The 17,065-nt window shown below is 65.2% G+C and carries 16 protein-coding genes, 1 pseudogene and 1 riboswitch; of the genes and pseudogenes, 10 read left to right on the forward strand and 7 right to left on the reverse strand.

From position 1 onward, the window contains the following. Positions 1-13: 13 nt before the first annotated feature. Positions 14-1,213, reverse strand: a complete 1,200-nt coding sequence (locus tag ONR75_RS12555) for a GNAT family N-acetyltransferase (RefSeq protein ID WP_265083637.1) — start codon at positions 1,211-1,213, stop codon at positions 14-16. 301 nt (positions 1,214-1,514) lie between these two features. Here ONR75_RS12555 and ONR75_RS12560 point away from each other — a divergent pair, with 301 nt between their 5' ends. The 3 genes from ONR75_RS12560 (at position 1,515) to ONR75_RS12570 (ending at position 3,895) form a co-directional block, all read left to right on the forward strand. Next, positions 1,515-1,745, forward strand: coding sequence for a hypothetical protein (locus ONR75_RS12560; protein WP_265082881.1), 231 nt, complete (start codon positions 1,515-1,517; stop codon positions 1,743-1,745). A 143-nt stretch (positions 1,746-1,888) separates the two neighbouring features. Next, the gene (locus ONR75_RS12565; protein ID WP_265082882.1) at positions 1,889-3,307 is read left to right on the forward strand and encodes a caspase family protein; all 1,419 of its coding nucleotides are present in this window, start codon (positions 1,889-1,891) and stop codon (positions 3,305-3,307) included. A 318-nt stretch (positions 3,308-3,625) separates the two neighbouring features. Next, the gene (locus ONR75_RS12570) at positions 3,626-3,895 is read left to right on the forward strand and encodes a hypothetical protein (protein WP_265082883.1); all 270 of its coding nucleotides are present in this window, start codon (positions 3,626-3,628) and stop codon (positions 3,893-3,895) included. Here the strand turns inward: ONR75_RS12570 and ONR75_RS12575 are convergent. Further along, positions 3,892-4,203: a hypothetical protein gene (locus tag ONR75_RS12575; protein WP_265082884.1), complete on the reverse strand. Its 312-nt coding sequence runs from the start codon at positions 4,201-4,203 to the stop codon at positions 3,892-3,894. The genes ONR75_RS12570 and ONR75_RS12575 overlap by 4 nt on opposite strands. 132 nt (positions 4,204-4,335) lie before the next feature. Further along, positions 4,336-4,548, reverse strand: coding sequence for a DUF6894 family protein (locus ONR75_RS12580; protein WP_265082885.1), 213 nt, complete (start codon positions 4,546-4,548; stop codon positions 4,336-4,338). A gap of 353 nt (positions 4,549-4,901) precedes the next feature. Here ONR75_RS12580 and ONR75_RS12585 point away from each other — a divergent pair, with 353 nt between their 5' ends. The 3 genes from ONR75_RS12585 to ONR75_RS12595 all read left to right on the forward strand — a co-directional run bounded on the left by ONR75_RS12585 (position 4,902) and on the right by ONR75_RS12595 (position 5,789). Further along, a complete protein-coding gene (locus ONR75_RS12585; protein WP_265082886.1) occupies positions 4,902-5,138 on the forward strand; it encodes a hypothetical protein in 237 nt (78 codons plus the stop codon). Positions 5,139-5,352: 214 nt separating this feature from the next. Next, on the forward strand, positions 5,353-5,550 hold the full coding sequence (locus ONR75_RS12590; RefSeq protein WP_265082887.1) for a hypothetical protein: 198 nt from the start codon (positions 5,353-5,355) through the stop codon (positions 5,548-5,550). A gap of 56 nt (positions 5,551-5,606) precedes the next feature. Continuing rightward, on the forward strand, positions 5,607-5,789 hold the full coding sequence (locus ONR75_RS12595) for an RNA-binding protein (protein ID WP_265082888.1): 183 nt from the start codon (positions 5,607-5,609) through the stop codon (positions 5,787-5,789). Here ONR75_RS12595 and ONR75_RS12600 read toward each other — a convergent pair. Then, positions 5,782-6,072, reverse strand: coding sequence for a hypothetical protein (locus tag ONR75_RS12600; protein WP_265082889.1), 291 nt, complete (start codon positions 6,070-6,072; stop codon positions 5,782-5,784). The genes ONR75_RS12595 and ONR75_RS12600 overlap by 8 nt on opposite strands. 41 nt (positions 6,073-6,113) lie before the next feature. Between ONR75_RS12600 and ONR75_RS12605 the strand changes: the two are divergent. Beyond that, positions 6,114-6,521, forward strand: a pseudogene (locus tag ONR75_RS12605) (IS1 family transposase); the annotation flags it as partial. A 171-nt stretch (positions 6,522-6,692) separates the two neighbouring features. Beyond that, positions 6,693-7,787 (forward strand): recombinase RecA, encoded by a 1,095-nt coding sequence (recA, locus tag ONR75_RS12610; protein WP_265082890.1) that lies wholly within the window; start codon positions 6,693-6,695, stop codon positions 7,785-7,787. Between the two features lie 299 nt (positions 7,788-8,086). Here the strand turns inward: recA and gcvP are convergent, their stop codons facing one another. From gcvP to gcvT, 3 genes are all read right to left on the reverse strand, one after another. Further along, positions 8,087-10,954: an aminomethyl-transferring glycine dehydrogenase gene (gene gcvP, locus ONR75_RS12615; protein ID WP_265082891.1), complete on the reverse strand. Its 2,868-nt coding sequence runs from the start codon at positions 10,952-10,954 to the stop codon at positions 8,087-8,089. 111 nt (positions 10,955-11,065) lie between these two features. Further along, entirely contained in the window at positions 11,066-11,431 is a 366-nt protein-coding gene (gene gcvH, locus ONR75_RS12620) for a glycine cleavage system protein GcvH (RefSeq protein ID WP_265082892.1), read from the reverse strand. Positions 11,432-11,442: 11 nt separating this feature from the next. Beyond that, positions 11,443-12,591 carry a glycine cleavage system aminomethyltransferase GcvT gene (gcvT, locus tag ONR75_RS12625; protein ID WP_265082893.1) on the reverse strand — a complete coding sequence of 383 codons (1,149 nt, stop codon included), beginning with the start codon at positions 12,589-12,591 and terminating at the stop codon, positions 11,443-11,445. Between the two features lie 135 nt (positions 12,592-12,726). Then, positions 12,727-12,828: riboswitch (glycine riboswitch) on the reverse strand. A gap of 227 nt (positions 12,829-13,055) precedes the next feature. On the opposite strand from gcvT, the gene alaS reads away from it, so the two are divergent. Then, a complete protein-coding gene (gene alaS, locus ONR75_RS12630) occupies positions 13,056-15,731 on the forward strand; it encodes an alanine--tRNA ligase (RefSeq protein WP_265082894.1) in 2,676 nt (891 codons plus the stop codon). A gap of 4 nt (positions 15,732-15,735) precedes the next feature. Continuing rightward, a complete protein-coding gene (locus ONR75_RS12635) occupies positions 15,736-16,989 on the forward strand; it encodes a cyclic nucleotide-gated ion channel (protein ID WP_265082895.1) in 1,254 nt (417 codons plus the stop codon). The last annotated feature ends 76 nt before the right edge of the window (positions 16,990-17,065 follow it).

Below are 17,065 nucleotides of genomic sequence, written 5' to 3' on the forward strand. Positions count from 1 at the left end.
GCCCGCACTGGCTTCAGCGCATTCTGTGCAGAACTTTCCGGAATGCATGAAGGCCGCCGCGCAGCGCTCCCCGGCATAGAAGGCGCGCTGCCAGCGCGGCATGAACAAGCTCGACCTGCAGATCGCGCCGGCGCAACGGAAGCAGCACATCGCCGATGGACAGCCGGTCGCGCCAGATCGGATCGATCATCGGATGGCCGGCATTGGCGGTGGAGTCGGCCGTTCGGATGGAGGGGTCCGCGCAGAGGTGGCGGGTCAGGTCGAGTGTCAGTTGGACGCCCGGTGACAGTTTGGCGAAGCGTTCGTCGATACCGATCTTGAAATAGAACGCGCGGTCCTGGTGTCGCAGCACGATCGCGCCGGCGACAGGCGTCGCGCCGGCGCGCAGGATAACGATCTCGCACCGATCGTGCGCGGCCAGCGCCGCGGTCGCGCGGCGGATGAAGGCGGCGTCGCCCTCATCCTGGCGCAGCGCGGTGCCACGCTTGGCCTTCCAGCCGCTCGCCTCCAGCTCCAGGAACACTTCCAGCTCGGTGCTGACGTCGGCCGGCGTTCGCGCCACCCTGAAGGTCACGTCGCCATGTTCGGCCAGACGGTTGCGCAGCCGCCGCAGTTCCTTCAGCTTCTTGGTGCCGAGCGCGTCGCGCAGCAGGTCGTCGGCGTCGCGCGTCGCATCGAGACAAGCGCGGGCGTGGGACTGCAGCACGCGCGGTGCGAGGCCCTGCTGTCGCAGCACTTCGGTGAATGCCTGCATGGCCGGGCCGTCGAGCGACATGTTGCGCAGCACCAGCGCGTGCGCGCCGGCGGTGCGGGCCCGCTGCAGCAAACCGGAGATGGCCTCAGTCGCGATGTCGCGGTCGATCGGCGGCGTGCCCAGCGTGCCATAGGGATCGGCGCTCACCAGTGCCTGGAGGGGCAGCCTGTAGGCGTCCCAAGCCGAGACGACCGGCAACAGGCCGGACAGGCGCGGCGCGGTGTCGTGACCGGTGTCAGCGGCGTGGCTCCAGGCGGTCAGGACGTGTACGCCGGTGCGCCCGCGCGCCGAGGCGTTCACCGCCAGCTCCCAGTCGGGAAGGTAGTATCCATTCGGCTCGATCGCGCGCGCGGCGAGGACACGCCATGGTTCGGGGGCGATCGCCGTCAGCAGCGGCAAAGGCGCGCGACGACCCTGTGCGGCGGTCGAATCGACCGCATCGCTCAGGGAGCCATCCATTTCAGCACGATTTCCGGCCTTCACCACGTCTCAACCGCTGTTCGCGATACCTGTCGCCATTTGGGCTGGCATCGCCGCATTTGTCACATGGTACCCTGAATCCGGATCTGGACGGACGAAATGACGCCATCATTCCGGCGAAGGCGGCGGCATATTTAACGGCCTGTGAAGTCCGCGGACGGCCGGCGACCGTGTGTTTGTGGAGCGATACAGCCGGGCCGGCAAGTGAGCGTCGCCGCGGTTGAGGTCGCGCCGCCGTGTTTTTCGGTTACCAGATGATCCGCACACCGGAGAATGAGCGATGAAAAGTCGAATACTGCTCGCCGTCGCAGCCATCCTGCTGGCGACCCCGGCCGCGGCGCAGATGGGGGGCAAGCGCAATCAAGGCGCCGAAGGTGCGAAGGCGCCGCAGGGGCCCAAGATCGACGAAAAGGCCTACAAGGCAGCGCTCGAACGCATCCCGGATCCGAAAGAGAAGTACGATCCCTGGGGCGGCGTCGCGCCGGCCGCGCCCGCCAAAAAGAACAAGTGAATCTCCGCTCGCCCTGAACCTTGCGGGCGATCGCGACGACCCATCGCAAGCGGCGGCATGTCGCGGCACTGCACGACTGCGGCGATCACGCCGGATCGCCTGTGGGCCGCGGCGGGGAATGGCGCCGGAAGAGGGGATGTCCGATGCGCCGTGCCTTGCTGTGCAACTTGGTCGCCGCCGCCTGCGTCATGCTCGGCGCCCACGGCGCTCTGGCCGAGAACCGCATCGCGCTAGTGATCGGGCAGTCGGCCTACCGGACCGTGACGCCGCTGCCGAACCCTGCCAACGACGCCAAAGCGATCGCCCAGCTGCTCGGCGACGCCGGTTTCGAGGTGCAGTCCGTATCCGATCTCACGCAGAACGCGTTGCGCGACGCGGTCGGCGCCTTCGCCGCGACCCTGGCAACCAAGGGGCCCGATACGGTCGCGCTGGTGTTCTACGCCGGCCACGGCCTGCAGATCGACGGTGAGAACTATCTGGTGCCCGTCGACATCGACCCGAAGCGCGAGACCGATATTCCGCTGCAAGCGGTGCGCCTCAACGACGTGCTCAACACGCTGACCGCGGTGCCGAGCAAGAGCCGCATCATCCTGCTCGATGCGTGCCGCAACAATCCGTTTCCCGATATCAACAAGACCGCCGGCCGCGGTCTGGCGCTGGTCGATGCCAGGATCGGTGCGGCTGGTACGCTGCTGTCGTTCTCGACATCGCCGGGCGCGGCGGCCGAGGATGGCAACGGCGGCAACAGTCCCTATACGACGGCGCTGCTGATCGCGGGACGCGAACCCGGCCTGCCGATCGAAGAGGCCTTGAAGCGGGTCCGGCTGTCGGTCAACCACGCCACCGAGGGACGGCAGACGCCGTGGGAGAGTTCTTCGCTGGTGGACGATTTCAGCCTGTTCGGTGCCGCCGCCGGCGCCGCGAAAATCTCCGTCGCAAGGCGCAGCGTCGAGCAATGGCGGCAGGAGTTGAAGGGCAAGCCGGTCGAGGCCGCCAACGACCTGATCGTCTCCGACGGCAGCGACGAAGCCTATGAGGCCTTTGTCGGCCTGTATGCGCAGCCGCCGTTCAGCCAGCAGGCGCGCGAATGGCTGGACCGCCATCGCCGCATGGTGGCGTGGAACAATGCGGTGATCGCCAACTCCGCGGCCGGCTACCGTGAATTTCTGAAGCTGTTTCCCGACAGCGATCTCACCGTCACCGCGCGCAAGCTGGAAGATCGCCTGCGCAACCGGCCCGACCCGCTCGGTGCAGCGTCGTCCGCGCCGGCGCAACCCACCAACGTGGCGCTGGCGGCGCCGACCTGCCCGTGCGGCGCGCCGAAGAAGGCCGATCTGCCGCCGAAGAAGCGCGCCGAGACCGATCCGCCGAAGCGGGTCACCGATCGCTCGCCACCGCGACGGATGCGCGCGCCGGACGACGAGGAAGACATCGTGATCGTCCGTCGCCCGCCGCCGCCCTATGACGGACCGATGCCGGGTCTGTCGGTCGGCGGTGCGATCGGCGGTGGCTATGGCGGAACTGGCCGCGGTCACGGCAGCCCAGGGCGCGGGCGCTACTGAGCGCGGGAGTGTGCCGGCCTGAAAACGCCTTTGTCGCGCTCCTATGATGCGCGCTCATCGGAAGGCGTATGCGATGGTCAGATGTTTGCGGATCGTTTTCAGCATCGTTGCGCTCGGCGTAGCGCTGTCCGGCTGCACCAGATATGGCCCGATCTGGGATGACTGGTTGCAGCCGTCGCAATCCTGCAGGTCGGACCATCTCTGAGCGCCCCTTCCAGCAACGGCGCGACACAGTTCGTTCTGCGCCTTTTGCGCTGGAGGTTGGCGTCACCGGAGCTGCGATGGTATAGACCGCGCATGTTTCCATGGAGCATCCGTATGAAAGTTCTTCGCGCCGCAGCGCTGCTCGCCCTCCTGGCTGTTCCAGCCTATGCCCAGTCTCCCACGGTCAACCTGATGCCTGAGGTCAAGACCAGGAGCCCCGAGGAGAAGGAACAGGACGCGATTGCCGACAAGGCCTATCGCGAGTCGCTCCGGAAGATTCCCGACGCCAAGGCGGCGGCCGACCCGTGGGGAACGGTGCGCAACGACGCGCCGAAGGCGACCGTCGCGAAACCGCGCACCAGGACCGGCAACAACGCGAACTAGCCGGTCGCGATCTCGTCGGCCGGTCTGGGCCGGTAGCGACGCGGAAATTCTTCCGGCCAGGGCAGGGCGGCCTGCCCGGCCAGCGCATCGAGCAGCACGCGGGCCGCGTCCCCGTAGCTGGCGCCCGACGGCAACGCCATGGCGTGGGCCCATGCCACCGGCATCTCGTCCTGTTCACGATACACGGCGAGCGCTGGGCTCCACCACCACGCGGCCGCCGGCGAGCGGTCGTCGGCGTCGACGACGAGCCATTTGGCGTAATCCCGGACGGTGCGTTCGAACTCGAATTTGACGGCGGGATGGATCATCGGCGTCCCCGGGTCGGATGGTGCGGCCGCCAAACGGAGCGGTCGCGCGGCCACAGGCTGGCCGCAAAGTCCGCCTGACGCAAGCTATCCGCCAGGAGGCAATGCTGTGCAGTCCGGACAGGCGACCGGCGTTTAGCTGAACAGGCCGGCCAGCGGCACTTCGAACAGCTGCCCGGCGTCCTCATCCTCGACCACGATGGTGCCGGAGGTGAGCGCGTGATTGTCGCGCAAATTGCTCGCCAGCGTTCTTGCGTGCTGCTGGGCTGCCTTGGCGTCTTCGAGGATGGTGCCGACGTCGTCGAGCACGACGCTTCCGGCGACAATGTGAAAGTAAAAGCGGGGCACGGAAAATCGTCACTCAGGCGAGAGTAAAATTGTTCTCATCACCGGAAGTTGCCATGAATCGGACGATGATACCGCAAACCTATGTCCAAGGTTCCCGTTCGTCGATAAAAATGTTTCAGAATGAAACAGCTCGGCGATGCCCCGCCGTCGGAATGGAGGTATCGCCGGGCAGTGCGGTTGAACTGACCTCGCCGCTGCGCGGCCGACCCGCGGCGCAGACCCGCGTCCGGCCTCCTTCAAAACGACACGCGCCGCTGCTTTGATCGGGGGCCGATACGGCGATGACGCGGCACGGAGCTGAGCAGCAGATGACAATATCGTCGGGAATGGCAGCGCCGCCGCGCGAACCTCGTATGCGCTCGGTGGTCCGGCTGGTGATGGTCAACTGGGCGCTGGGCATGGCCGCCGGCGTGTTGTGCGCGACCCTGATCCTGGCCATCGACCTCGCCGGCCTGCGCGCGCTGCTGCTGCGCGCCGACGACCGCTGGATCGGGCTGCTGCTGCTCTATGGCAGCTTCGCCTTCAGCTTCGGCGGGTTGGTGGCGGCTACTGCGGTCATGACGATTTCGGACCGGTCGCCGTCGCGCTGACGGCGCGGTTCGCGCCAATGCGTGTCTGCCCTGTCGTCAATGCGTCGCCCTGCGATCGCCGGAAAATCGGGCGACGGTTTCCGACGGAAGCCTGCGGCTGGGCCACGCCGAAATTGGTAGTGTCTCAGTTTGAAAATAATCCGTCTTGACGCTCGGTTTCGCCGCTCCCGCCACCGTGTTATGCTTAGCGGAAAGCAGAAGGGAACCCGAGTACATGTTTACGGTCGAGATCTACGCACCCGGAGAAATCGTGTCGGCAAGACACCCGCTTGAGGCGACCAACCTGCGTGACGCCAAGCTGGAGATGTATTCTTGGCTGGCGCTCATCGGGACAGCCGAGAATGCGACCAATTACCGGCTGCTAAATGGAGACGATATTCTGATCGATAAATCGTTAGCGGAGCCGTTTTGATGCCCCGAGGTCCTAAAGGCGAAAAGCGCCCCGCCGACGCAATCGGCAACGCCATCATGATTGCCCGGATAGCCACCGGGGAGATCAACGAAACGGCAACCACCGACGACGGGAAGAACGCCGCCGCCGTGGCGCTGGGGCGCATGGGCGGCAAGGCGCGGGCCGCCGGGATGACGGCGGAGAAACGTTCAGATATTGCGAAGAAAGCGGCTGCGAAGCGTTGGAGCAAGACTAGCTGATTTTAATATTTAGTGTCGCACAGATTTGCTCACGCCCGTCCACGTTGACTCGCAACTCGGCGATACCAGACTCCGTTATCGGAAGAGGGGCCGCGACTCCCTTAAAAATTATGCCTACGAGCGGCAAATTATTTGAAAAAGAGTCCTTGAATGCCTTTTCAATTGCCTCCGTCCCTAAAGAGCTAAGCTTGAGCGCTTCCTGACCGGGAATTACTACTTCGGCTGCCACTTGACGCGGAACGGCGCCGTTGGCCTCAAGATTCAAGCGGATGTAAAATCCCATCTTTGGGAACAGAAGTTTCCCCGCCTCTGCAGTCGCAGCGGGTGCAGTGCGATGAAATCTGGAGCTTCTGCTACGCCAAGAACAAGAACGTGAAGGGTGCCAAGGCTGCCCCGGACGGTGCCGGCGATCTCTGGACCTGGACCGCATTGGATGCCGATAGCAAGCTCATGATCTCATGGACGGTTGGCAACCGGGACGCGGACTCGGCGTTCGAATTGATGGAAGATCTGCGGGACCGCGTTAAGACCCGCATGCAGCTCACCACGGATGGGTGGCGCTCCTACATCGATGCCGTTGGGCAGACGTTCGGCCCCTATATCGACTATGCCCAGCTTGTGAAGATTTACGGCCCCTCGCACGGGAAGGGCGATGAACGCCGCTACAGCCCCGCCGAGTGCGTTGGCGCAAAGAAGGTGCCGATGGAAGGCGCCCCCGACTTGAAGCATGTCAGGCCACTGCCATTTTCAAACTAGGCCACTGAGGCCGGAAACAGGCCAGTACCGAAATTATTTCGAGAACATATTGCGAACAGAGAACGAATGGGGTACATTGGTTCCAACAGATCAGAAGATGCTGCACGTTTGTCCCATCAGCGAATCCCGTCCATAAGGAGCTAGATCATGGCCTCGACCCCGACCGCCCTGCGTATCGTTGAAGGATCCTCGATGGACAAGACCAAGGCCCTGTCGGCCGCGCTCTCGCAGATCGAGCGCCAGTTCGGCAAGGGCTCGGTAATGAAGCTCGGCAAGAACGATCGCTCGATGGATATCGAGACGATCTCGTCGGGCTCGCTGGGACTGGACATCGCCCTCGGCGTCGGCGGCCTGCCGCGCGGCCGGGTGGTGGAAATCTACGGGCCGGAATCCTCGGGCAAGACCACGCTGGCGCTGCACACGGTGGCCGAAGGCCAGAAGAAGGGCGGCATCTGCGCCTTCATCGACGCCGAACACGCGCTCGACCCGGTCTATGCCCGCAAGCTCGGCGTCAACATCGACGAACTCCTGATCTCGCAGCCGGATACCGGCGAGCAAGCGCTGGAGATCTGCGACACCCTGGTGCGCTCCGGCGCCGTCGACGTGCTGGTGATCGATTCGGTGGCGGCGCTGGTGCCGCGCGCCGAGCTCGAAGGCGAGATGGGCGACGCATTGCCCGGCCTGCAGGCCCGTCTGATGAGCCAGGCGCTGCGCAAGCTGACCGCCTCCATCAACAAGTCCAACACGATGGTCATCTTCATCAACCAGATCCGCATGAAGATCGGCGTGATGTACGGCTCGCCGGAAACCACCACCGGCGGCAACGCGCTGAAATTCTACGCCTCGGTCCGCCTCGATATCCGCCGCATCGGCGCCATCAAGGAGCGCGACGAGGTGGTGGGCAACCAGACCCGCGTCAAGGTCGTCAAGAACAAGCTGGCGCCGCCGTTCAAGCAGGTCGAATTCGACATCATGTATGGCGAGGGCGTCTCCAAGATGGGCGAGATCCTCGATCTCGGCGTCAAGGCCGGGATCGTCGAGAAGTCCGGCGCCTGGTTCTCCTATGACAGCCAGCGGCTCGGTCAGGGCCGCGAAAACTCAAAAGCCTTCCTCAAGGCCAATCCGGAAATGACCGCCAAGATCGAAGCCTCGATCCGGCAGAATTCCGGCCTGATCGCCGAGCAGATCCTGGCCGGCTCGCCGGAGCGCGACGCCGAAGGCGAAGAGCCGGCGGACGAGTGAGGTTTGGCAAGGCGCGATTGACGCCAACGTCCGTTCGCTGGTGATGAATGCGAAAGCCTCGGCCGTATAATCGGCCGAGGCTTTTTGCATTTGTCTGTCTGATTTGATTCCGTGTCCCGGACGCGGTGCAGCGTGAGAAAGGCGCAGCCTCGCCGAAACGCTGCTCCGCAGGTCCGGGAGCCATTTCAAAGAAGAATGAGCATTGGCCCCGGATCAGTAGCGCACCACTCTGCCCAACGATGCTTCGCATCGTCAGGCAGCGCGTTGCGCAGCATCCCGGGCACGCGTGAGTGCCCCGACTACTCCGCCGCCTCGGCGTAGTCTTCCGTGGGCGGGCACGAGCACACCAGGTTGCGGTCGCCATAGACGTTGTCGACGCGGCCCACCGGGCACCAGTACTTGTCGGTCCGCGCGGAGCCTGCCGGGAAGCAGCCTTCCGCCCGCGTATAGGCGCGCGCCCAGTCGTCGGCAGCGATGTCGTGCACGGTGTGCGGAGCATGACGCAGCGGCGAGGCCTCCACCTTGCAGCGGCCTGACTCGATCTCGGAGATCTCCTGGCGGATGGCGATCATGGCGTCGCAGAAGCGGTCGATCTCGCTCTTGGATTCCGACTCTGTCGGCTCGATCATCAGCGTTCCGACCACTGGAAAACTCATCGTTGGGGCATGGAAGCCATAGTCGATCAGCCGTTTGGCGATGTCGTCGACGGTGACGCCGGCCGACGTCTTCACCGCGCGGGGATCGACGATGCATTCATGGGCGACGCGACCGCGGGCATTCTTGTACAGCACCGGAAAATGCGGATCGAGCCGTGCTGCGATGTAGTTGGCATTGAGGATGGCGATTTCGGTGGCGCGGGTGAGGCCCGCACCGCCCATCATCGCGATGTAGATATAGGAGATGGTCAGGATCGACGCCGAGCCATAGGGCGCCGCCGACACCGGTCCCACGGCGGCGTGGCCGTCCGCCGCGGGATGGCCGGGCAGGAACGAGGCGAGATGCGCGCGCACGCCGATCGGTCCCATGCCCGGGCCGCCGCCGCCATGGGGAATGCAGAAGGTCTTGTGCAGGTTGAGATGGCTGACATCGGCGCCGTAGTCGCCCGGCCGCGACAGCCCGACCTGGGCATTCATGTTGGCGCCGTCGAGATAGACCTGGCCGCCATGGCCATGGACGATGTCGCAGATCTCGCGGATGTGCTCCTCGAATACGCCATGGGTGGAGGGATAGGTGATCATGATCGCGGCAAGATTCGCCGCATGCTTCTCGGCCTTGACGCGCAGATCCGCGACGTCAACGTCGCCGCGCTTGTCGCAGGCGACCACCACCACCTCCATGCCGGCCATGCTGGCCGAGGCCGGATTGGTGCCGTGCGCGGAGGAGGGGATCAGGCAGATGGTGCGGTGGCTGTCGCCGCGCGCGGCGTGATAGCCGCGGATCGCCAGCAGCCCGGCATATTCGCCCTGGGCGCCGGAGTTCGGCTGCAGCGATACTGCGTCATAGCCGGTGATGGCGCACAGCCATTTCTGCAGCGTTGCGAACAGCCGATGATAGCCGGCCGCCTGGTCGTCGGGGACCAACGGATGCAGGCTGGCAAAGCCCGGCCAGGTCAGCGGGATCATCTCGGTGGTGGCATTGAGCTTCATAGTGCAGGAGCCCAGCGGGATCATGGCGCGGTCGAGCGCCAGATCGCGGTCGCTGAGTTTTCGCATGTAGCGCAGCAGTTCGGTTTCCGAACGATGGGCGTGGAATACCGGATGGGTGAGGAACGGGCTGGTCCGTTTCAAAGGCGCCGGCAGCGCGTCGCGCACGCCTGCGGCAACCTCCGCATAGACAAGCGCGCCGCCGAAAGCGCGCCACAGCGCTTCCACCAAAGCGTCGGTGGTGGTCTCGTCGAGCGCGATGCCGAGTGTCCGGTCGCCGATTCGCAGATTGATCTTCTCGTCCAGCGCGCGGGCGACGATGCTGTCCTGCTTGTCACCGACGTTCACCGTGATGGTATCGAAGAACGTGTCGCTGTCCGGGGTGAAGCCGAGCTTCTTCAGGCCGGCCGCAAGCACTGCGGTCCGGCGATGCGTGGTGCGCGCGATAAGCGTGAGCCCTTCCGGTCCGTGATAGACTGCGTACATCGAGGCGATCACCGCCAGCAGCACCTGTGCGGTGCAGATGTTCGAGGTCGCCTTCTCGCGGCGGATGTGTTGCTCGCGCGTCTGCAGCGCGAGTCGATAGGCGGGCTCGCCGCGCGAATCGATCGACAGGCCAACCAGGCGACCGGGCATCAGGCGCTTCAGCGCGTCGCGCACCGCCATATAGGCGGCGTGCGGCCCGCCATAGCCCATCGGCACGCCGAAACGCTGCGCCGAACCGATTGCGATGTCGGCGCCGAGTTCGCCCGGCGAGGCCAGCAAGGTCAGCGCCAGCAGGTCGGCAGCGACGATGGCCAGCGCGCCCTTGGCACGCAGCGCTGTGACGGCGCCGCGCAGGTCGCGCACCACGCCGGACGTGCCGGGATATTGCAGCAGACCGCCGAACACCTCGGCCTTCTCGAGATCGGTGAGCGGATCGCCGACCTGCAATGTCCAGCCGAGCGGCTCGGCGCGGGTGCGCAGCACCGCCAGGGTCTGCGGATGCACCTCATGGTCGACGAAGAACGTCTTCGTCGAGACGGAAGACGAGCGCTCCGCCAGTGCCATGGCTTCGGCGGCGGCGGTGGCCTCGTCGAGCAGCGAGGCATTGGCGACGTCGAGTCCGGTAAGGTCGCAGATCATGGTCTGGAAATTGAACAGCGCTTCCAGCCGGCCCTGGCTGATCTCCGGCTGGTACGGCGTATAGGCCGTGTACCAGGCTGGATTTTCCAGGATGTTGCGCTGGATTACCGTGGGCAGGATGGTGCCGGAATAGCCTTGGCCGATCAGCGAGGTGAACACCTTGTTCTGCGCGGCCAGTTCCGTCATGTGGGCCAGCGCCTCGGTCTCCGACAGCGGCGTGCCGAGGTCGAGCGGCGCCTTCTGCCGGATCGATGCCGGCAGCGTCTCGTCCATCAGCGCGGTCAGCGACGTCGCGCCGACGGTGGCCAGCATGGCGTCGATATCCGACGGCGACGGCCCGACGTGGCGGCGGGCGAAATCGGTGGCGATGTCGGCGGAAGCTTTGCTGGGCGGGGTCATCTGCTTGTCCTCAAATCAATTCGAAACGTTGGTCATGGCTGGGCTTGTCCCGGTCATCCACGTCTTCACGGCAGCAAGACGTGGATGCCCGGCATGCGCCGGACATGACGACTACGCCGTATGGGTCTGGTAGGCGGCTTCGTCCATCAGCCCGTCGAGCTCGCTCTTGTCCGCGATCTTCAGCTTGAAGAACCAGGCCTTGCCGGCGGCGTCGGAATTGACCAGCGCAGGCTCGTCGGCCAGCGCCGTGTTGACTTCGAGTACCTCGCCGGTGAGCGGCGCATAGACGTCGGAGGCCGCCTTGACGGACTCGACCACGGCGGCTGCCTCGGCCTTCTTCAGGGCGCGGCCGATCTTCGGCAACTCCACGAACACGACATCGCCGAGCTGCGACTGGGCGAAGTCCGTGATGCCGACGGTGGCGACGTCGCCGTCGATTTTCAGCCACTCGTGGTCTTCGGTGTAGAGGGTGGTCATCTGGACGATCCTTAGCGCTTGTAGCTGGCGGGAATGAAGGGCAGGGCGCAGACCCGCAGCGGCATCCGCTGGCCGCGCAGTTCGGCAAAGACGAGGGTGTCGGTCGCGGCCAGCGTGGTGGGCAGATAGCCCATAGCCACCGGTGTGCCGGCGCTGGGGCCGAAGCCGCCGGAGGTCACCTTGCCGATCTGGTCCTGGGATGTGGCCTCGGCGAACAGGGCGGCGCCCTCGCGCACCGGGGCGCGGCCCTCGGGGCGCAGGCCGACGCGGCGGCGCGACGCGCCGCTGTCGAGCTGCGCGAGAATGACATCGGCGCCGGCAAAGCCGCCGGCGCGCGCGCCGCCGGTCCTGCGGCTCTTCTGCATCGACCACTCCAGCGCGCCTTCCACCGGCGTGGTTGCGGTGTCGATGTCGTGGCCGTACAGGCACATGCCGCCTTCCAGCCGCAGGCTGTCGCGGGCGCCGAGCCCGATCGGCCAGACCTCTTCGCCGTCGAGCAGGGCGCTAGCCAGCGCTTCAGCCTGGTCCTCCGGCACGGAGATCTCGTAGCCGTCCTCGCCGGTATAGCCGGAGCGTGACACGAAGCAGGCGATGCCATTCACCGCGTGAGGCCCTGCGTCCATGAAGCGCATGGCAGCCGCTCCCGGGCAGAACTTTGCGAGTATCGCTTCGGCCTTCGGCCCCTGCAGCGCGATCAGCGCGCGGTCGGGTAGGGCGGTGATGATGCAGGTGTCGGAGAGATGCGCGCGCAGATGCGCCTCGTCCTCGGTCTTGCAGGCGGCGTTGACGACCAGGAACAGGTGATCGCCGAAATTTGCCACCATCAGGTCGTCGAGGATGCCGCCGGCCTCGTTGGTGAACTGGGCGTAGCGCTGGCGGCCGGGTGGCAACGCCAGGATGTCCTGCGGCACAAGCTTTTCAAGCGCCAGGGCCGCGTCCTCGACCTTGCCGGATTTCGCCCGCAACTCGATCTGCCCCATATGGGAGACGTCGAACAGCCCGGCATGGGTGCGGGTGTGGAGATGTTCCTTGAGCACGCCGGTAGCGTATTGCACCGGCATATCATAGCCGGCGAACGGCACCATCTTGCCGCCGCGGGCCACATGCAGCGCATGCAGCGGGGTCTGTTTCAAGGAAGTGGATTCATCACGCACAAGCATAGGGGTCCCTCGCGGCTTTCCGGGACCATTCCCGAAAACCTGCCGAAGCCCCATCTGTCGCTGTGCCTGAGAGTATTATCCCGTCGGCGGACACCACAACCCGTTCGGGCTCGGCGGTGTCTCTTTCCAGATGTTCGCCGTCACGCGGTCCGTTTGCCTGAGAGTTTCCGGGGCGGTTGCTCCTTCGGCGCCGGCCTCGTTCAAAGAACTCGGCCGATCTCTCCCGACGTGACGTCACTCAACGCCGCGGAGGAAAACACGACGGCTCGGACATTGTCAACGCAGCTGCAGCAACTATCAACGGATCTTGCTGCATCCCTGAGCCGATGCGGCAAGCCCATGATCTACCTAGGTGATCTTCTGCACAGTTTCTGGACAGGGCCAGCCCCCGTCTAAAAGCAGGCGGTCGGAATTAACCGCCTTGGGCAGGATCAAGGCCGATTTTAGGTGCGATTGGGACTGATATGAGCGGCGTCAACGAGATCAGGTCGGCATTTCTGAATTATTTTGCGGATAACGGCCACGAGATCGTGCCGTCGTCGCCGCTGGTACCGCGCAACGATCCGACGCTGATGTTCACCAATGCCGGCATGGTGCAGTTCAAGAACGTCTTTACCGGCGTCGAGAAGCGCCCCTACCACCGCGCCACCACCTCGCAGAAATGCGTCCGCGCCGGCGGCAAGCACAACGACCTCGACAATGTCGGTTATACCGCGCGCCACCACACCTTCTTCGAAATGCTCGGCAATTTCTCGTTCGGCGATTATTTCAAGGAACGCGCCATCGAGCTCGCATGGAACCTGATCACCAAAGAATACGGCTTGGCCAAGGACCGCCTGCTGGTCACGGTGTTTTCCGAGGACGACGACGCGTTCGACCTGTGGAAGAAGATCGGCCTGCCGGATTCCAAGATCATCCGGATCCCGACCTCGGACAATTTCTGGCAGATGGGCGACACCGGCCCGTGCGGCCCGTGTTCGGAAATTTTCTTCGACCACGGCGACAAGATTCCCGGCGGCCCTCCCGGTTCGCTGGACGAGGACGGCGATCGCTTCATCGAGGTCTGGAATCTCGTGTTCATGCAGTTCGACCAGATCGCGCCGGGCAACCGTCTGTCGCTGCCGAAGCCGTCGATCGACACCGGCATGGGACTTGAGCGCATTGCCGCGGTGCTGCAGGGTAAGCACGACAATTACGATATCGACCTGTTCGTCTCGCTGATCCGCGCCATTGCGGATCTCACCGGCGCCGATCCGCAGGGGCCGATGAAGGCGTCGCTGCGCGTCATCGCCGACCATCTGCGCGCGTCGTCGTTCCTGATTGCCGATGGCGTGCTGCCGTCCAATGAAGGCCGCGGCTACGTGCTGCGCCGGATCATGCGCCGCGCCATGCGCCACGGGCAACTGCTCGGCGCCAAGGAGCCGCTGATGTGGCGGCTGGTGTGGGCATTGGTGCGCGAGATGGGCCAGGCCTATCCCGAACTGGTGCGCGCGGAAAAGACCATCGAAGAAACGCTGCGCCTCGAAGAGACGCGCTTCCGCAAGACGCTGGATCGCGGCCTGACCATTCTCGACGACAAGAGCTCGACCCTGAAAAAGGGCGACATGTTCGACGGCGAGACCGCATTCACGCTGTATGACACCTATGGCTTCCCGCTCGATCTCACCCAGGACGCGCTGCGCAACCGCGGCATCTCGGTGGACATCGCGTCCTTCACCGATGCGATGGAGCAACAGAAGGCCAAGGCCCGTGCCTCGCGCTTCTCCTCCGGCGAGACGGCAGCTGAGACGATCTGGTTCGGTCTGCGCGAGAAGCTCGGCGCCACCGAGTTCCTGGGCTACGAGACCGAGACCGCCGAAGGCGTCGTCAGTGCCCTGGTCAAGGACGGCGCTGAAGTCACCGAGCTGAAGGCCGGCGAAACCGGCGCCATCGTGCTCAACCAGACCCCGTTCTATGCGGAGTCCGGCGGCCAGGTCGGCGATCTCGGCATGATGGCAGGCGAGGGCGTGGTGTTCCACGTCACCGACACGCAGAAGCGCGCCGGCGATCTGTTCGTGCATATCGGCACCGTCGAGCGCGGCACCCTCAAAACCGGCACCGCTTTGCTGCTGGAAGTCGATCACGCCCGCCGCTCGTCGATCCGTGCCAATCACTCCGGCACCCATCTGCTGCACGAGGCGCTGCGCCAAGTGCTCGGCGATCACATCGCCCAGCGCGGCTCGCTGGTGGCGCCGGACCGGCTGCGCTTCGACTTCGTGCACCAGAAGCCGATCACGGCCGATGAACTGCGCCGCGTCGAGGACATCGCCAACGATATCGTGCTGGAGAATGACGAGGTCACCACGCGGTTGATGGGCGTCGACGAGGCCCGCGATGCCGGCGCGCGTGCGCTGTTCGGAGAGAAGTACGGCGACGAGGTTCGCGTCGTGTCCATGGGCAAGACCGCGCGCGAGAGCGGCAGCAATGCGCTCGGCTGGTCGGTCGAACTGTGCGGCGGCACTCATGTGCGGCGCACCGGCGACATCGGCATGATCTCGATCACCGCCGAGAGCGCGGTGTCCTCCGGCGTGCGCCGCATCGAGGCGCTGACCGGCAACCATGCGCGGCATCATGCCAACGCCACCATGCAGCTGGCGAAGACTGCTGCCGGTGAATTGCGCGCCACCGTCGAAGAGATGCCGGCGCGCATCGCCGCGCTGATGGACGAGCGCAAGCGGTTGGAGCGCGATCTGGCTGACGCGCGCAAGAAATTGGCGATGGGCGGCGGCGCAGCGGCAGGCACGGCTGCGGCCGGTCCGGTGGGCGTGCGCGACGTCGCCGGCGTCAAGCTGATGGCACGCGCGGTCGAAGGCATCGAGATCAAGGATCTGAAGAGCCTGGTCGATCAGGGCAAGAAGGAGCTCGGCTCCGGCGTGGTGGCGCTGATCGCGACCAGCGAGGACGGCAAGGCCAGCGTCGTGGTCGGCGTGACGCCGGATCTGGTCGCGCGGTTCTCGGCGGTCGATCTGGTGCGCAAGGCCTCGGAAGTGCTCGGCGGCAAGGGCGGCGGCGGCAAGCCGGACATGGCGCAGGCCGGCGGCCCCGACGGTGCCCAGGCCGGCGCCGCGCTCGAAGCCATCGAAAAAGCAATGGTTGGATAGAGCGTTGAAAACCGTTCCGGGCAGGACGACGCCACGCGCTCCGGACTTCCGCGGACGGCTTTTCCAACTGCTTGAGCACGACCACCTGCCGCATTCGCCAGGCATGCGGCTGGTGCGCGTCATCGTCGCGATCATCGTCATCGACGTGCTGGCGATGATCCTGATTTCGGTGCCGGAGATCGACGCGCGGTTCGGCCACGTCCTGACGCTGGTGGATGGCGCCGCCCTGCTGATCTACACTCTGGAGTATCTGGCGCGGTTGTGGAGTGTCGTCGCCGACGCGCCGCGGCGCGGCATCAGCCCGACGCGGCTGCAGCTGGAATACATCTTCAGCAGCCTCGGCATCATCGACCTCTTGGCTTTCGTGCCGTCATGGATCGCCATGGTCTTCGCCGACCGGGCGACCATGGTGTTGTGCGGCATGCTGCCCTTCCTCAAGCTGGTGCGCTATTCGCCGGCGATGCGCTCGCTGCTGGCGGCGCTGCAGTCCGAGCGTCGTGCGCTGTTCGGCTGCCTGGTGATCCTGACCGGCGCGGTGCTGCTGTTTGCCTCCTTGCTCTATGCCATCGAGCACGATGTGCAGCCGGACAAGTTCGGCAACATTCCCGCCGCCATGTGGTGGGCGATCGTGACCCTGGGCACTGTCGGCTACGGCGACGTGGTGCCGGCCACGGCGCTGGGCCGGCTGGTCTCGGTGTTCGCCATCGTCGGTGGGCTGGTCATGATCGCACTGCCAGTGGCGATCATCGCCCGCGCCTTTGCCGACGAGGTGCATCGCCGCGACTTCGTCGTCACCTGGAGCATGCTGGCGCGGGTGCCGCTTTTCTCGCACCTCGGTGCTGTGGAGATTGCCGACATCATGCGGCTGCTGCGCGCGCAGACCATCGAGGCGGACGAGATTCTGGTCCGTCGCGGCGAGCAGGCCACGTCGATGTATTTCATCACAGCGGGCGAGGTCGAGATCGAATTGCCGACCCAGCGCGTCCGGCTGGCGGAAGGCGCGTTCTTCGGCGAGATCGCCTTGCTCCGGCGCAGCAATCGCAGTGGCACCGTCACTGCCACCCGAAAGACGCGGCTCCTGGTGCTCGATGCGCAGGATTTTCACGCGCTGATCGCGCGGGTGCCGGCGCTGGCGGCGCATATCGAGCAGACGGCCGAGGCGCGGCTGGCCGATACACCGGACGCCCAGAAGGGCGACATTGCCGCGGAGGAAATCGCCCAGGCTATGCAGTCCAACGTGGACGAGTCGAATTTGTGACAGTGCGGCGCTGACGCTGCTGCGGCGATGGGTAGCCGCCACAAGGGTGGCATCAGCCGACACGATGCGGCAAAAT

The organism is Rhodopseudomonas sp. P2A-2r (genome assembly GCF_026015985.1).
Taxonomy (GTDB): domain Bacteria; phylum Pseudomonadota; class Alphaproteobacteria; order Rhizobiales; family Xanthobacteraceae; genus Tardiphaga.

Excerpts from the sequence above, each read along its gene's own strand:
- gcvH (WP_265082892.1), bottom strand. The coding sequence starts at position 11,431 with ATGACCACCCTCTACACCGAAGACCACGAGTGGCTGAAAATCGACGGC.
- ONR75_RS12570 (WP_265082883.1), top strand. The coding sequence starts at position 3,626 with ATGAAAGTTCTTCGCGCCGCAGCGCTGCTCGCCCTCCTGGCTGTTCCA.
- ONR75_RS12585 (WP_265082886.1), top strand. The coding sequence starts at position 4,902 with ATGCGCTCGGTGGTCCGGCTGGTGATGGTCAACTGGGCGCTGGGCATG.
- ONR75_RS12600 (WP_265082889.1), bottom strand. The coding sequence starts at position 6,072 with ATGGGATTTTACATCCGCTTGAATCTTGAGGCCAACGGCGCCGTTCCG.
- ONR75_RS12555 (WP_265083637.1), bottom strand. The coding sequence starts at position 1,213 with ATGGATGGCTCCCTGAGCGATGCGGTCGATTCGACCGCCGCACAGGGT.
- alaS (WP_265082894.1), top strand. The coding sequence starts at position 13,056 with ATGAGCGGCGTCAACGAGATCAGGTCGGCATTTCTGAATTATTTTGCG.
- ONR75_RS12595 (WP_265082888.1), top strand. The coding sequence starts at position 5,607 with ATGATTGCCCGGATAGCCACCGGGGAGATCAACGAAACGGCAACCACC.
- gcvP (WP_265082891.1), bottom strand. The coding sequence starts at position 10,954 with ATGACCCCGCCCAGCAAAGCTTCCGCCGACATCGCCACCGATTTCGCC.
- ONR75_RS12575 (WP_265082884.1), bottom strand. The coding sequence starts at position 4,203 with ATGATCCATCCCGCCGTCAAATTCGAGTTCGAACGCACCGTCCGGGAT.
- recA (WP_265082890.1), top strand. The coding sequence starts at position 6,693 with ATGGCCTCGACCCCGACCGCCCTGCGTATCGTTGAAGGATCCTCGATG.
- ONR75_RS12565 (WP_265082882.1), top strand. The coding sequence starts at position 1,889 with ATGCGCCGTGCCTTGCTGTGCAACTTGGTCGCCGCCGCCTGCGTCATG.
- gcvT (WP_265082893.1), bottom strand. The coding sequence starts at position 12,591 with ATGCTTGTGCGTGATGAATCCACTTCCTTGAAACAGACCCCGCTGCAT.
- ONR75_RS12560 (WP_265082881.1), top strand. The coding sequence starts at position 1,515 with ATGAAAAGTCGAATACTGCTCGCCGTCGCAGCCATCCTGCTGGCGACC.
- ONR75_RS12590 (WP_265082887.1), top strand. The coding sequence starts at position 5,353 with ATGTTTACGGTCGAGATCTACGCACCCGGAGAAATCGTGTCGGCAAGA.